The organism is Paraburkholderia fungorum (assembly GCF_902833645.1).
GTDB classification, from domain to species: domain Bacteria; phylum Pseudomonadota; class Gammaproteobacteria; order Burkholderiales; family Burkholderiaceae; genus Paraburkholderia; species Paraburkholderia fungorum.
Window position 1 is genome coordinate 254,004 of sequence record NZ_CADFGE010000010.1, and the last position, 14,501, is coordinate 268,504.

Consider the following 14,501-nt stretch of genomic DNA (forward strand, 5'->3'; position numbering starts at 1 on the left):
GCATCACGAACCGCATGCGGCGCAACCGCTCGCTTTCTCTTCGTAGCGGTCATGATGCTTGAGCCATTCGCCCATATTCTTCTTCTCGTTGCGGCCCTTCGGGGTGACGTCGAAATGCGCGTACGCGCTGAGGAACTGCTCGCCGCCTCGTCCGTAGGTGGAATACGTGTGATAGACGTCGCCCGCCTCGTCTTTGTAGAACACACTGTGACCGGGTAGCTCGTCGATGCCGACATCCTGTTCGGTGAAGTTGTAGAACGCCTTCCTGCTGGCGACTTCCTCCGGCGTAAACGACACGTGATAGTCGAAATTGAAATCGCTGTCATTCGACGAGACCCAAGGAAACTTCCAGCCCATACGCTGCCTGAAGGCTTCTATTTTGGCGAGCGGCGCTCGCGAAACCGCCACGTACGATACGTCGTGATGTTCGAGATGCGTCAGGATACCGTCCATGTGATCCGACACGAACGAGCAGCCGAAGCAGCCCTCCTCCCATTCCGGGCCGAACATGAAGTGATAGACGATCAACTGACTGCGGCCGCCGAACAGATCGGCGAGTGTCTTGCGGCCTTGCGGCGTGTCGAATACGTAGGGCTTGTCGACTTTCACCCACGGCAATGCACGGCGTTTGCGGGCGAGCTCATCGCCGGCGCGCATATACGCTTTCTCTTCGACTAGTAGCGCCTTGCTGGCGGCCAGCCATTCTTCTCTGGTGCCGATCCGGTGTTGCGAGTCTATTTGCGGGTTCATTTGCATCTCCTTGTCTGCGTCGTACAGGTTCAATAGAGCAAAATCAGGCGAAATAGCGTTCCAGCGCATCGAGGCCATAGCGCCTGCCGAATCGATGCGGCCCACGGATGGGATGCCTCCACGTCATGAATCGCGCCGCTTCCGTCCGGGCGCGGAAGGCTTGCGCCGGCGTGCCGTCGAGGCGCCGCCGGAGGGTGACGCCCGGCTTGGTGGACAGGCGGTCTCCTCTTCGACGAAAGCAGCCAGACGATCGAGCGATGCCGACCAGAAACGCTGATAGCGAGTGAGCCATTCCATGGCTTCCTCCATAGGTCCGGCGGACAAACGGCACGCTACCTTGCGGCCGGTTTTGCTGCGCGTGATGAGACCGGCCTCGGACAATACGTCGAGGTGTTTCATCACCGCGGGCAACGACATCGCAAAGGGCTCGGCGAGTTCGCTGACCGACAGATCGTTCACCCCGGACAGACGCGCGAGCAACGCGCGCCGCGTCGGATCGGACAGCGCGGCGAAAGTGCGATCGAGTAACGCTTCGTTAAACTTAACCATGAGGTTAAGTATAGAAACATGAGGCGCGATGTCAAGGATGCGTGCGTAGGTTTCCCGGAACGCGCGGAAAAGAAAAAAGGGGGGAACGAAGCGATGAAGCGGACGCCGCAAAAAAGATACGCGGCGCATCGCAGATAAAACCCTGCAATACGCCGCGTCAAGGTGGAGAACAACCGACTACACGTTCGAGCAAAGCGGCACGGAAAACCTGCCCTGCTCTCGCGCTACAGCAAAACCGCGTAAAGCGCAGTGCGGCAGAATCAGATCGCCCAGCCGCCGAGATAGAAACCGACCAGCACGGCAGCAATGGCAACCGTGCCCACGTTCAGCTTGCGATACTCGCCGCTCACCACGCGGCCGATCACCAGCGTCGCGAAGCCGAGCATGATGCCCGTCACGATGTTGGCGGTCAGCACGATGAACACGGCGCACATCAGGCCCGACATGGCATCGACCATGTCGTCCATGTGCAGCTTGCTCACGTTCGAGAGCATCAGCAGGCCCACGTACATCAGCGCGGGAGCCGTGGCATACGAAGGCACGAGACTGGCGAGCGGCGAGAAGAACATCACGACGAGGAACAGCAGACCGACCACTGCCGCAGCCATCCCGGTCTTCGCGCCGGCCGCGACGCCGACCGTCGATTCGATGTATGCAGCCGCCGGTGCACCGCCGAGCAGGCCCGAGAAAATCGAGCTCAGCGAATCCGCCGTCAGCGCCCGGCCGCCGTTGATGATGCGGCCGTTTTCGTCGAGCTGACCGGCTTGTCCGGCAACGGCGCGAATCGTGCCGGTTGCGTCGAACACGGCGGTCATCACCAGCGCCAGCACGCTAGGCAAGACGGCCATCGACAGTGCGCCCTTGATGTCCATCGCGCCAATCAGCGAAGCGTGGCCCGGCGCGCTCAGCGACGGCAGTGCGAACACGCCGTGGAACACCACCGTCGGATCGATCATGAGCGCGATCGCCGAGATCGCGACGATCACGATCAGGATCGAACCCGGCACGCGACGGCGCACCAGACCGAAGATCGCAGCCAGACCCGCCACCGACATGATCGCCGGCAAGGCCGTGATGTTGCCGAGCGCCACCGGCAGGCCGGCGCCCGGATTCTTGACGACCAGACCCACGTCGTTTGCGGCGATCAGCAGCAGGAACAGGCCGATGCCGATCCCCGTGCCGTGCGCGATGCCGGTGGGCAGATTGCGCAGAATCCACGAACGCACGCCCGTCACCGAGATCGCGGTGAAGACGACGCCCATCAGGAACACCGCGCCGAGCGCGACGGTCGGATGCAGGCCTTTGCCGAGCACGAGACCGAACGCAGTGAACGCAGTCAGCGAAATCGCGCAGCCGATTGCGATCGGCAAACGTGCCCACACGCCCATCAGCAGCGAGCCGAAGGCGGTGGTCAGGCACACGGCGACGAACACCGCACTGGTATCGAAACCCGCTTTGCCGAACATGCCCGGCACGACGAACACGGAGTAAACCATCGCGAGGAAGGTTGTGATGCCCGCGACGATTTCCGTACGTTGCGAACTGCCGCGAGACGAGATTTCGAAGTAGCGGTCGAGAAAGCCCTTTCCGTCGAATGATTCGGCGCCGACTTCAGAAATCGGTTGGGCGTGGGGTTCCATCATGATGAGTGCCTCCTTTATCAGCGTGCTGAAACGGCCCGTTTTCCGGCCGCCATCAGGTTCGTCTCGTTGCGTTGATCTAATGTGGTGTGGCAAGGTTTGAACGTCGGCTTGCGATGCGTGCAGACAACCCGCATGCTCCGTTCTTCTTTTGCTGTCCCGAAATGTAGGGCAACACAAATATGTCTCCCATCGCATGAATGGCATGCCCGACATGTCGCGATGCTTATATCGTTTAAGGGACGGCAAACCGCGAGGACGCTCCGCGCGTTTACACCTACGGTTTGTCATGAAGTTGTGGAAGGGTTTCGGGGTGCGGATTGCGGAAAACCGGCGATAAACCGGGGGGTCATAACGCTTGATGAACGCTCGATAAACGCACAAAACGGCATGAACGGCGCTCGTCGGCACCTGTCAAAAAGCCTGCAAATCCGGGCCTCCCCGACGCCACGGGTTACACTCTGGCCCTTACCCGACTTAATTGCGTGACATAAAGCGGCGCCCCACAGCGCCCGTGCGCATTGGCCCATGGAGTCTTTCTTGATGAGCGGCGGTTTTTCGCGTCCTGCCTGGCGTCTTCCGATTCTTGCTGTGTTCGCGCTGTTCGCGCTGTCCGGTTGCAGCTTGCTGTGGGGCCCGCAGCAGGCGCCGATTGTCGACGCCACGGTCATGCCCGTCGAGCCCGCGAGCGCCCCTGTGGCGGCTTCCGCGCCGGAACCTGTCGAGACTGAGGCGGCCGAGCCCGAACAGCCGAAGAAGCCGAAGAAGCCGGTTGTCAAACCGCGCAAGGTCGAACCCCCGCCGCCGGTCGCCGCGCCCGCGCCGCCGCCCCCCGCGCCCGCGCCCTTGATCGTGCTGCGCACGATCGAGCGAAGCGACGCGCGCACTTTGCTCGATAGCGAGGTGCAGAAACCCGACGGCAAGGTGGTAGGCCGCGCGGTCGACATGATCGCGGATGCGAGCGGCAAACCGCGCGAAATGGTGGTCAATCTGCAGGGATTCCTCGGCGTTGGCGACCGCAAGGTCAATTTCCCATGGAGCGCGTTCCGCTTCACGCCGACAGCGAAAGCCGCGCCGATCACGCTCAACGCGGCGGCCGTGCCGGCTCCCGCGGCGAAATCCGCTGTGTTGCAATTGCCGCTGATCGACGCCGATGTCGAGCGTTCGAACGGCGCCAAGGTCGGCCGCGTGATCGACGTGCTGATCGACGCCAACGCGCAACCCCAGGCGGTCGTGCTCGACGTCAACGGCATGGTCAGTACCGAGCGGCGCACGATTGCCGCCAACTGGTCCGCGCTGCGCTTTGTCACGAAAGACAAGGAGCTGCATCCGCTGATCGATTTGAGCGACGCGCAGATCAATGCGACGCCGCCGTACGCCAGCGGCAAACCGGTTCGCGCGGTGTCGCCCGCGCCGCCTCCGGCGCCGGCCCCTGCTGCGGCTTCTGCTGCGCCGGCCAATGTCACTGCGAGTTCCAACGCAAGGGCGGCCCGATGATTGGTCGCACTTTGGTAACCACGCGCAGCCTGCGCGCACTCGATTGGCTGAATTTCTTCGTCGCGAACGTGCAGACGGGCTTTGGGCCGTTTATCGCGTCGTACCTCGCGTCGCATAAGTGGACCCAGGGCGAGATCGGCATGGCGCTGTCCGTCGGCACGATTAGTGCGATGGTGAGCCAGGTGCCGGGGGGCGCCGCAGTCGACGCGTTGCGCAACAAGAAAGGCGCGGCCGCGTGGGCGATTGCCGCGATCATTCTCAGCGCGGTGCTGCTGGCCGCGAGCCCGACGGTTTTGCCGGTAATTGCCGCCGAGGTATTCCACGGCTTTGCCAGTTGCATGCTGACGCCGGCATTGGCCGCGATCTCGTTCGCTCTGGTGGGGCGTGCGAATCTGGGCGACCGGCTGGGACGCAACGCGCGCTGGGCGTCGATCGGCAGCGCTGTGGCGGCCGGGCTGATGGGCATCTTCGGCGAATACTATTCGCCCCGCGCGGTGTTCTGGTTGACTGCGGCGCTTGCCGTGCCGGCGTTGTTTGCGCTGACGATGATTCAGCGCACCGACACGATTGAATTGCCCAGGGCCGGGCCGACGCCGGAGCAGATCGAGCGGCGCGAGAGTTTGCGCGAGTTGTTGCGTGACAAGCGGATGCTGCTGTTCGCGGCTTGTATCGTGCTGTTCCACTTGTCGAATGCAGCGATGTTGAATCTCGCCGCGGGCGAGGTGACGGCCGGCATGGGCGACAACGTGCAGCTCGTGATTGCTGCTTGCATTATCGTGCCGCAGGCGATTGTGGCGATGATGTCGCCATGGGTTGGGCGTTCCGCCGAGCGATGGGGACGCAGGCCGATTCTGCTGCTGGGTTTTTCGGCGTTGCCGATACGGGCTTTGTTGTTTGCCGGGATCAGCAGCCCTTATTTGCTGGTGCCGGTGCAGATGCTGGACGGCTTGAGCGCGGCCGTGTTCGGTGTGATGCTGCCGTTGATTGCCGCCGATGTTGCTGGCGGGAAGGGGCGGTATAACCTGTGTATTGGGCTGTTTGGATTGGCTGCCGGGATTGGGGCGACGTTGAGTACGACGGCTGCCGGGTTTGTAGCGGATCATTTTGGTAATGCTGTGAGTTTCTTTGGGCTTGCCGCGGCGGGCGCGTTGGCTGTTTTGCTGGTGTGGGCGGCGATGCCTGAAACGCGGGAGGTTGCGGCGGCTGAAGGCGCCGCGCCTGTGGGGGATGGGAAGTCGGCTGTTCGATGAAGTTGGGTTGCCTGCCCGGCAGGGGGCCTTCGCGGCGCTTTTTTGTTGATCTGGGCTTTGGCGTTGTCTTGCTGTGTTCTTGTGGTCTGGCCTGGTGTTGGTCTTTTGGCCTTTCCTTGTTTTCTTATCGGTCTATTAGCGTTCCCCCTGTGCGGGGGGGCACCTACTTTTCTTTGCCTGCCGCAAAGAAAAGTAGGCAAAAGAAAGCGGCTCAAACCGCTAATTTTTAAGCGGGTCCCCCGCGCAGCCACGGTAGTGGTGCATCTGGAATCCGTGCCTCCGCACACTCCGCGTTAGCGACAAGGCGCTCATCAGCTCCCACTCCGCACTGCGTGCGTCGCGGACGGGTCCGCCAGGGAAACCAGTGGGGTTAATTCGCGCAGCGGGATCCATCGGCTTCGCCTCGGCGAGATGCCCCCGCTCTGATTGGCCAACCCCACTTCAATGAAATGGTGTGCGTCGCTTTTGCTCTTGCTTTGCGATCGCTGCCGCGGTGGCGCTTGCAGCCGTGAGGCAGCGACGAGTCAGGAACTGGGTAAATCGGGGGAGCAAAAACCTGGGAGCGGTTTTATGAACCGGGTATCGGCGCGCGCAGCGCCGCCGGAGGTATGACGCCCTTGTCACCAGCGCCGAATGTGCGAGGACACAGATTCCAGATGCACCACTACCGTAACTGTGCGGGGGACCCGCTTAAGAACTAGCGGTTTGAGCCGCTTTCTTTTGCCTACTTTTCTTTGCGGCCGGCAAAGAAAAGTAGGTGCCGCCCCGCACAGGGGCAACGCTAATAGACCACTAACACAACAAGGAAAGGCCAAAAGACCAACAACAGAACGGACCACTAACAAAGCAAGCAAAGGCCAAAGAGCCAGACCAACAAAAAAAGCGCCGAGAAGGCCCCCTGCCGGGCAGGCAAAAACCCAACCCCAAAACCCTCAGCCCGCGCAGCCTCATCTTTAATCTATAACCTTCCCAGCAGTCTCCCGCATAAACGGCAACGGCAACAACGACACCACCCCACACCCGATCAAATACCACGCCGGAGCCAGATGGCTCCCCGTCATCTGAATCAGCCAGGTAGCAAAAAACTGCGCAAACCCACCAAAAATCGACACCCCTAAACAATAAACAATCGACATGCCAGTAGCGCGAATCGCGCGCGGAAACAACTCGGGCAACATGACGATATTAGGCACCGCAGTAAAAGCCACAAACACCGCCAGCACCGCAACAACAGACAACAAAACCGGCACCGTCGGCGAAGCATTAATAATCAAAAAAGCCGGATACACAGCCACAATCAACAACACCCGCGAAATCCACAAAACACGCTTACGCCCAACCCGATCCGACAACGCCCCCGCAAACGGCGAACAGATCACCGTGACGATCGCCGCAGTCCACGCAGCCCACAGCGCCGACGACATCGGCAATTTCAAAATCTGAATCGCATAGGTAGACAGATAAAACAGCACGATGTAGTTCGCCGCCGTGCCACCGATCGTCGTCAACACACCCGTCGTAATCACGCGCGAATGCTCGCGAAACAGCTTGCGAACCGGTTGCGCGTCAGGCGCCTCGGCCACCGAACCGGTGCCGTCTTCCACACCCGGCAACGTTTCGTTCAGATGCCGTCGGATATAAATACCAATCGGCCCCATCGCCATGCCGATCACGAACGGCACCCGCCAGCCCCAGCTCTCCAGCGCGGCCTTGGACAGCGCCGCCGCCAGCGCCACGCCCAGCAGCGAACCGCATACGGTATTCAACCCCTGACTCACGAATTGCCAGCTTCCGTAGAATCCGCGCGTCTTGTCGCTGCCATATTCAAGCAGCAATGAGGTCGACGCACCGACTTCGCCGCCCAACGCGAACCCCTGAATCAGGCGCGCCAGGATCACCAATAACGGCGCGGCAACGCCGATCATCGCGTATGTCGGCGCAAACGCGATGATCGCCGAGCCGAGCGTCATCAGCCAAAGCGTGAGACTCATCGCGGCCTTGCGTCCGGCGCGGTCGGCATACCCGCCGAGCACGATGCCGCCCACCGGCCGCATGATGAAGCCGACGCCGAAAGTGCCGACCGCCAGCATCAATTGGGCAAGCTGCCCCTCCACCGGGAAATACAGCTTGCCGATGATCGTCGCGAAGAAGCTGTAGATCGTGAAATCGAAAAATTCGAGGCCGTTGCCAAGCGTAATCGCGGCAATCGCTTTGGCCTGGCTCGCGCGTTCAACAGGCTGCGCGGCCGGCGCGCCAGCGAGATTCAACGCTTCAGTACCTGCGGGCTGCGGTGTAGCGGAATAGTCCATCTGTGTCTCCATGTAGCACCTGCCGATGCACGGCTCTACGGCCGCTTTGGCAAATATCCAACCCGCCTCAGACGAGGAAGGTCTGCGCAAGCCGCACCCAGTAAGCCGCGCCGGTAGCGAGGCAAGCGTCGTTGAAGTCATAGCCCGGGTTGTGCACCATGCAGCCACCCTCGCCGTCGCCATTGCCGATGATCAGGTAGCTGCCGGGGCAACGCTCCAGCAGGAACGCGAAATCCTCACTGCCGGTCAGCGGTTGCATCTCGGTGATCAACCCGTCTTCGCCGAGCCAGTCGAGCGCGACCTGCCGTGCGAGGCCGGTCATCTGTGCATCGTTGACGAGCACCGGATAACGGCGCTGATAGTCCACGTGCGCCCGCGCGCCGAACACCGCCGCCTGCCCACAGGCGACTGCCGTAATGCGCTCCTGCAACAGGTCGCGGACCTCGGGGCGAAGCGCGCGCACGGACAGGCGCATCTCGGCGGTTTCAGGAATCACGTTCGGCGCTTCGCCAGCATGAATCGCCCCGACCGTGATGATCGCCATGTCGAGCGGCGCAACGTTGCGCGACACGATCGACTGCAACGCCAGCACGATCTGCGCGCACACCACGACAGGATCGACAGCCTTATGCGGTACCGCGCCATGACCGCCGCGGCCGGTCACCGTAATGATCACCGTGTCCGACGAGGCCATGAACGAGCCCGGCAGGAAACCGAACTTGCCCGTCGGAAAGCCCGGCATGTTGTGCATCGCGAACACCGCGTCGCACGGAAACTTGTCGAACAGGCCGTCTTCGAGCATTTTCTTAGCGCCGGCCTGACCTTCTTCAGCAGGCTGGAAAATCAGGTTCAACGTGCCGTCGAAATTCTTTTCCTGCGCGAGATGCTTGGCAGCCGCCAGCAGGATCGCCGTGTGGCCGTCGTGGCCGCACGCGTGCATCTTGCCGGGCACCGTGCTCGCATAAGGCAGGCCGGTGGTTTCGTGGATCGGCAACGCGTCCATGTCAGCGCGCAGGCCGAGTCTGCGGCTACCGCTGCCAACTTTCAGTTGCCCGACAACGCCGGTTTGACCCAACCCGCGATGCACGGTGTAACCCCATTCCTGCAAGCGCTCGGCGACCAGATCGCCGGTGGCGAACTCTTCGTAAGCCAGTTCGGGCTGCGCGTGGATGCGGCGGCGCAGCGCGATCATTTCGTCTTCGAGTTCGGCGATGCCCGCCGGCATGGCCATGGTGTTCACGATGTCGTCTCCGTCTATGAAAGCGTGCACCAAGCATAACGACGCCGATTTACCGGCGGCAGGCGTAAAATCGTTGCGGCGGCAACCAGTAGTTGCCACCCTCCTACGGGTTTTCCAGATGAAACTCCATCAGCTCAGCACCTTGGCGGCCATCGCGGATACCGGCAGTATCCGGGCCGCTGCGCGTTCACTCGATCTGTCGCCCGCCGCCGTGACCAAGGCCATGCGCGAACTGGAGGCCGACCTGCAAGCGCCCCTTTTGCTGCGCGGAGCGAGCGGCGTCGCGTTTACGGAATTCGGCCGCGCGCTGGTCGTGCATGCGCGGCTGGTGCTCGGTCAGTTGCAACGCGCGGAAGCGGAAATTGAAGCGCTGCGCGGCGCGGCGGCCGGCAAACTGTCGATCGGCGTCACGCCGTGGGTGGCGTTGACGTTTCTGCCGCATGCGGTGCAGCGGTTCCGGCAGCACATGCCGGAAGTTCAACTGGAATTTTTCGAGGGGCTGCTGGGCGTCGTGCAACCGCGTCTGCGCGACGGCAGCCTCGACTTCTCGATCGGTCGTCCGCCGCCCGCATCGCCGCAATCGGAGTTTCACAACGTCCCGCTGTTCTCAACGCATTCGGCGGTGTGCGCGCGGCGCGATCATCCAAAGGCGGGTTGCCGCACGCTGCTCGAACTCGAAGACGCCGAATGGGTGCTGAACTGGGACCCGGCAAGCCGCGAATCGATCTCGGACAACCTGTTTCGCAAGCGCGGCATGAAGGTGCCGCACACGATCCACCTCGCGCATTCGCTCTCAGTCGTGCTTGGCCTGCTCGCGCAAACGGACATGGTCAGCATCTTCCCGTGGCCGCTCGTCGAGGTGCTCATCGCGAAGGAAAACCTGTGGGCGCTGCCCTTGCGCGAAACCGTGGATGAAACCATCGTCAGCATCACGTCGCGGCGCGGGGCACCGACCAGTCCGGCGGCTGCCTGTTTTCTCGACTGTCTGCGCGAAGTCATCGACGAAGGTGCCCGCTCGCAAGACCCCGAGATGCGCCGGCTGTTTCATTCGATCGAGTTGCTGCTGTAGGGGCGCGAGCGGATGGCTTAGGCAAACGACCTGGAATAGCGAGGGATAGCGTGGCGTGGCATGGGCCCCCTGGCGGCGTTGCAGGCACGCGGCGCTGTAAGCCGAATCGCAGGCACGCCCGCTATGCTTCGAAGGCGCGGCGGCCCGTCGCCTGCTGCTATTCCGACCGACCGTGACCCAGAACGCCCACCACGAAACTGTCAGCAAAGCATCGTCTCCGGGCGCGTCAGCCGGGCACGTCGGCGAAAGCGCCCCGCTCGATCCAGCCCGCCACCGAGCCCTCGCCGAAATCCGGCGCGGCGACGGCGACGAACTGGGCGCGCTTGCGCATCTGATCGCCGCCCACACGCTGGACGGCTACGCCAGTTCGGCACCCGACGCCAGCGCCGCGAATCTCTGCGACGTGGCAACCGGATACTTCATGAAAGGCGATCACGCGATCGCGGAATACTGGTACCGCCTCGTTCTGACGCTCGATCCGCAAGTCGCCACTGCCTGCCAGAATCTGGCTGCCGTCCTTGCAAACGCGGGACGGGTGGATGAAGCCGCCGGATACCGGGAACGTGCCTACCGGATCCAGCGCGTCTTTGTCGAAGGAAGCGGTACGGAACAGCGTCGCGTGCTGCTCCTCTGCGCGGCGCGCACCGCCGGCAATGTGCCAGTCGATGCCTTGCTGTCTGGCACGGACTGGTGCCGTATCAAGTACGCGATCGACTACGCCGCCGACGAAGAAGACGATCTTTTGCCGCCCTACGATCTCGTGTTCAACGCGATTGGCGATGCGGATATCGCCGCCCCGCTCTCCGGCCGGCTCGCGCGCTTCGTCTCGCGCTGTGCGCGGCCCATGCTTAATCCGCCCGCGCTTGTCGCTCGAACTCGACGGCACCTGAGCGCGAGCCTGCTCAACGGGCTGCCGGACGTACAGGTGGCGCCGTGCGTGCAGAGCGATGCCGCCCCGGCCTCAAGCGCCGCGCTTGGCGCGCTGCTCGCGGCGGGTGGCCTCGACTATCCGGTTCTGGCGCGCCCCGCCGCTACGCATGGTGGCGACGGACTGGTGCTATGCGAGAACCCCGCAGCGCTCGAAGCATGGTGCTCGACACAAGCCGGGGTTTCCTATCTGACGGCGTTTCGCGACTATCGCAGCACCGACGGCTTCTACCGCAAATACAGGATCATTTTTGTCGATCGGGAGCCGTTTCCCTACCATCTGGCGATTTCACCGCACTGGATGGTCCACTACTACTCCGCCGACATGGAACAGCACGCGTGGAAGCTGGAGGAAGAGCGGCGGTTCTTGGACAATCCGCATGCCGCGCTCGGCGAGCGTGCGATGCATGCCATCGCGGCAATCGGCAGGCAGCTCGATCTCGACTACGGCGGGATCGACTTCACCTTGCTGCCGGGCGGTCAGGTGCTAGTCTTCGAAGCGAACGCGACCATGCTGGCGCACTTCGAGCGCGAGAGCGGCGTGCTCGCACACAAGAATCCCTACGTGCAACGCATCGTCGACGCGTTCGAACGAATGATGACGCGCCGCATACCGGTCTGAAGATAGGTCCGTTACTGACTCGACAGATGCTGGCGCAGATACGGCACGAAGCCGTTCTGCGTCGGACCGATCTGCTTCACGCAGTCGTCGTAATCAGAGCCCATCGCGCGATCCGGACCATACATGTCACGGCACTGCGCATACAGTGTGATAGTCGCTCCGCTGCCCTTGGCCACTCGCGTAGCCGAATAGACGGCCTTGCCCGAGCGGCCCGGCACGTCGGTCTCGATCGCCACCGCGTCCGCGCGGACGATCGAGGTATAAGAGTGCTTCGCCACGTAGTCCTTCGTGAGCGACCAGGCCTTGTCGCACTGCGCCTGATCCGCGCACGCAATGGCAGCGTTACGCTGCGCGGCATCGAGCAGGTTCTCGGAGCGGGTGAAGTCGCGCTCCTGCGCCTGCTCTTTCTCGGCGGACATACAGCCACTCAGGGCGAGCGCGGCAAGCGCAATAGCGATAGTTGTTTTCACGAGTTGAAGATCCGATGGCGAATTCCGGTGAGGATTATAGACGCCCTCAAGTGGCGCCTACAGGTTCGGAACCGCCATCGGCAAGCGGCCTCAACTCGCGTAGCCGACCACGCCCTTGATCTCCAGGAAGTCCTCGAGACCGAACTCGCCATACTCGCGGCCGTTGCCCGACTGCTTGAAGCCGCCGAACGGCGCATCGGGACTGTAGTCCGCGTAGTTCAGATAGATCGTGCCGGTACGCAGGCGTTTCGCCACCGCATACGCACGCTCGATCGACGCGGATTGCACATAGCCCGCGAGACCGTAGAGACTGTCGTTGGCCATCGCGACCGCTTCGTCTTCGGAGTCGTAGCCGAGGATCCACAGCACCGGCCCGAAAATCTCCTCGCGCGCGATCGTCATGTTCGGCGTGACATTGCCGAACACCGTCGGGCGCACGAAGTAGCCGTCTTTCAGGCCTTCAGGGCGCCCGAGGCCACCGGCCACCAATGTTGCGCCCTCTTCGATGCCCACGCCGATCAGCCGCTGGATCTTGTCGAACTGCTGCTCGCTGATGACAGGTCCAAGATCCACACCCTTCGCATCCGCAGGGCCGACGACCAGCGCGTCAGCCGCTTCCTTCGCGTAGGTGAGCGCCTCGGCAAGGCGAGCGCGCGGCACGAACATGCGGGTAGGCGCGTCGCACGACTGGCCGCTGTTGTCAAAACACGCACGGACGCCGCGCATCACCGCGTGTTTCAGATCGGCATCTTCAAGAATCAGGTTGGCCGATTTGCCGCCCAGCTCCTGATGCACGCGCTTGACCGTATCCGCCGCGGCCTTCGCGACCAGCACGCCCGCCCGCGTTGAACCGGTAAACGACATCATGTCGATATCCGGATGACGCGACATCGCCTCGCCCACCGTCGCGCCCTCGCCGTTCACCAGGTTGAACACGCCGGCCGGCACGCCCGCTTCGTCGAGAATCTCGGCGAAGATCATGCCGGACAGCGGCGCCAGTTCCGAAGGCTTGAGCACCATCGCGCAGCCGGCCGCGAGTGCGGGCACCACCTTGGTGGCGATCTGCAGCGCCGGCCAGTTCCACGGCGTAATCAGCCCGCACACGCCGACCGCTTCCTTGCGGATCAGAATGCTGCTCTTCACGTATTCGAATTCGAACGTGTCGAGCGTGCGGATCATTGTCTCCAGATGCGCGACGCCGGTCCACGCCTGCGCGTCGTTCGCGTATTGCAGCGGTGCGCCCATCTCGCGGCTGATCGCATGCACCATGTCGTCGTAGCGCTTGCGGTAGACGTCGAGGATCGCCTGCAGCAGATCGATTCGCTGCGCGATCGTCGTCTCGCTATAAGCCGGAAAAGCACGCTTCGCAGCGGCTACCGCACGCTCGACATCGGCCGCGCTGCCGAGCGAAATCTGCGCGAACGGCGTGGCCGTGGACGGATCGATCACGTCGAGCGTGGCCGCGCCGGGCGTGTTTAACGGGTCGACCCATTGGCCGTCGATATAAAACTGCCGGGCATGTTGGAATTGCGCTTGCATGGCTTAGTCCTTTACATGGATTGTGTCAGGTCAGATCATGGGCCGCGGATCGCGCCCGTAGCGGTATCGAAGGTTTACATCGACGCCGCTCAATCTGAATGTCTTCAAATCGAAATTCATCGCTACGCAGCTTTGGCTCAGACTCCGGTCTGCTTCGATTTCTTCATCGAATCCCCCTCGAATCCGATCAACCAGGAGAGACAATGAGCACCATCACTTTCACCCGCATCGACGCTAAAGGCCCCGGCGCTTCCGGACTGAACCCGGCCCTGCACGATCCCGCCGACGTCATTCTGGAAGGCGCCAAGGCGCCGCACGCCCTCAACGCCTTCTCCGACGCGACCAACATGCTGTCCGCCGGCGTATGGCAATGCGATGCGGGCACGCTGAAGCTGGCCGACCTGCCGATCCACGAAGTCTGCGTGCTGATCGAAGGCGAAGTCGTGATCACCAGCGACGACGGCCGCAGCGACCGCTATGCCGCCGGCGACGCCTTCATCCTGCACAAGGGCTTCTCGGGCACGTGGCATATGCCGGTGGCGACCAAGAAGTACAGCATCGTGTACTGCGGTTGATTCATACTGCTTCACACCGTTGCTGCAACAGGAACCGCACCCGTTAAGGTGCGGTTTTTTTATT

Annotated in this window: 12 protein-coding genes; 5 read left to right on the forward strand and 7 right to left on the reverse strand. The window is 62.5% G+C overall.

What is annotated here, in order from left to right; translation table 11 throughout:
• Positions 1 to 3 precede the first annotated feature (3 nt).
• From HWX91_RS28145 to HWX91_RS28155, 3 genes are all read right to left on the reverse strand, one after another.
• Positions 4 to 750 carry a DUF899 domain-containing protein gene (locus HWX91_RS28145; protein ID WP_176035687.1) on the reverse strand — a complete coding sequence of 249 codons (747 nt, stop codon included), beginning with the start codon at positions 748 to 750 and terminating at the stop codon, positions 4 to 6.
• Between the two features lie 123 nt (positions 751 to 873).
• Positions 874 to 1,299, reverse strand: coding sequence for an ArsR/SmtB family transcription factor (locus tag HWX91_RS28150; protein WP_102857372.1), 426 nt, complete (start codon positions 1,297 to 1,299; stop codon positions 874 to 876).
• Between the two features lie 260 nt (positions 1,300 to 1,559).
• Positions 1,560 to 2,942 (reverse strand): NCS2 family permease, encoded by a 1,383-nt coding sequence (locus tag HWX91_RS28155; RefSeq protein ID WP_030103484.1) that lies wholly within the window; start codon positions 2,940 to 2,942, stop codon positions 1,560 to 1,562.
• Positions 2,943 to 3,482: 540 nt separating this feature from the next.
• Here HWX91_RS28155 and HWX91_RS28160 point away from each other — a divergent pair.
• Together HWX91_RS28160 and HWX91_RS28165 are read left to right on the forward strand one after the other, a co-directional pair.
• Positions 3,483 to 4,436: a PRC-barrel domain-containing protein gene (locus HWX91_RS28160; protein WP_046569823.1), complete on the forward strand. Its 954-nt coding sequence runs from the start codon at positions 3,483 to 3,485 to the stop codon at positions 4,434 to 4,436.
• Positions 4,433 to 5,686, forward strand: a complete 1,254-nt coding sequence (locus HWX91_RS28165; protein WP_046565889.1) for an MFS transporter — start codon at positions 4,433 to 4,435, stop codon at positions 5,684 to 5,686. The genes HWX91_RS28160 and HWX91_RS28165 overlap by 4 nt, the downstream gene beginning before the upstream one ends.
• Positions 5,687 to 6,639: 953 nt before the next feature.
• On the opposite strand, the gene HWX91_RS28170 is transcribed toward HWX91_RS28165, so the two are convergent.
• Both HWX91_RS28170 and HWX91_RS28175 read right to left on the reverse strand, forming a co-directional pair.
• Positions 6,640 to 7,995: an MFS transporter gene (locus HWX91_RS28170; protein ID WP_102857371.1), complete on the reverse strand. Its 1,356-nt coding sequence runs from the start codon at positions 7,993 to 7,995 to the stop codon at positions 6,640 to 6,642.
• A 67-nt stretch (positions 7,996 to 8,062) separates the two neighbouring features.
• Positions 8,063 to 9,235 (reverse strand): M20 aminoacylase family protein, encoded by a 1,173-nt coding sequence (locus HWX91_RS28175; RefSeq protein ID WP_102857370.1) that lies wholly within the window; start codon positions 9,233 to 9,235, stop codon positions 8,063 to 8,065.
• Positions 9,236 to 9,353: 118 nt separating this feature from the next.
• Here HWX91_RS28175 and HWX91_RS28180 point away from each other — a divergent pair, with 118 nt between their 5' ends.
• Complete coding sequence (locus HWX91_RS28180; protein WP_030103479.1) at positions 9,354 to 10,304, forward strand: LysR family transcriptional regulator; 951 nt, start codon at positions 9,354 to 9,356, stop codon at positions 10,302 to 10,304.
• Between the two features lie 172 nt (positions 10,305 to 10,476).
• Positions 10,477 to 11,853 (forward strand): ATP-binding protein, encoded by a 1,377-nt coding sequence (locus tag HWX91_RS28185; protein WP_176035688.1) that lies wholly within the window; start codon positions 10,477 to 10,479, stop codon positions 11,851 to 11,853.
• 11 nt (positions 11,854 to 11,864) lie between these two features.
• Here the strand turns inward: HWX91_RS28185 and HWX91_RS28190 are convergent, their stop codons facing one another.
• Positions 11,865 to 12,323, reverse strand: a complete 459-nt coding sequence (locus HWX91_RS28190) for a hypothetical protein (RefSeq protein WP_046565894.1) — start codon at positions 12,321 to 12,323, stop codon at positions 11,865 to 11,867.
• Positions 12,324 to 12,413: 90 nt separating this feature from the next.
• A complete protein-coding gene (locus HWX91_RS28195; protein ID WP_102857368.1) occupies positions 12,414 to 13,862 on the reverse strand; it encodes an aldehyde dehydrogenase family protein in 1,449 nt (482 codons plus the stop codon).
• 203 nt (positions 13,863 to 14,065) lie between these two features.
• Between HWX91_RS28195 and HWX91_RS28200 the strand changes: the two genes are divergently transcribed.
• On the forward strand, positions 14,066 to 14,437 hold the full coding sequence (locus HWX91_RS28200; RefSeq protein ID WP_030103475.1) for a cupin domain-containing protein: 372 nt from the start codon (positions 14,066 to 14,068) through the stop codon (positions 14,435 to 14,437).
• Positions 14,438 to 14,501: the final 64 nt, after the last annotated feature.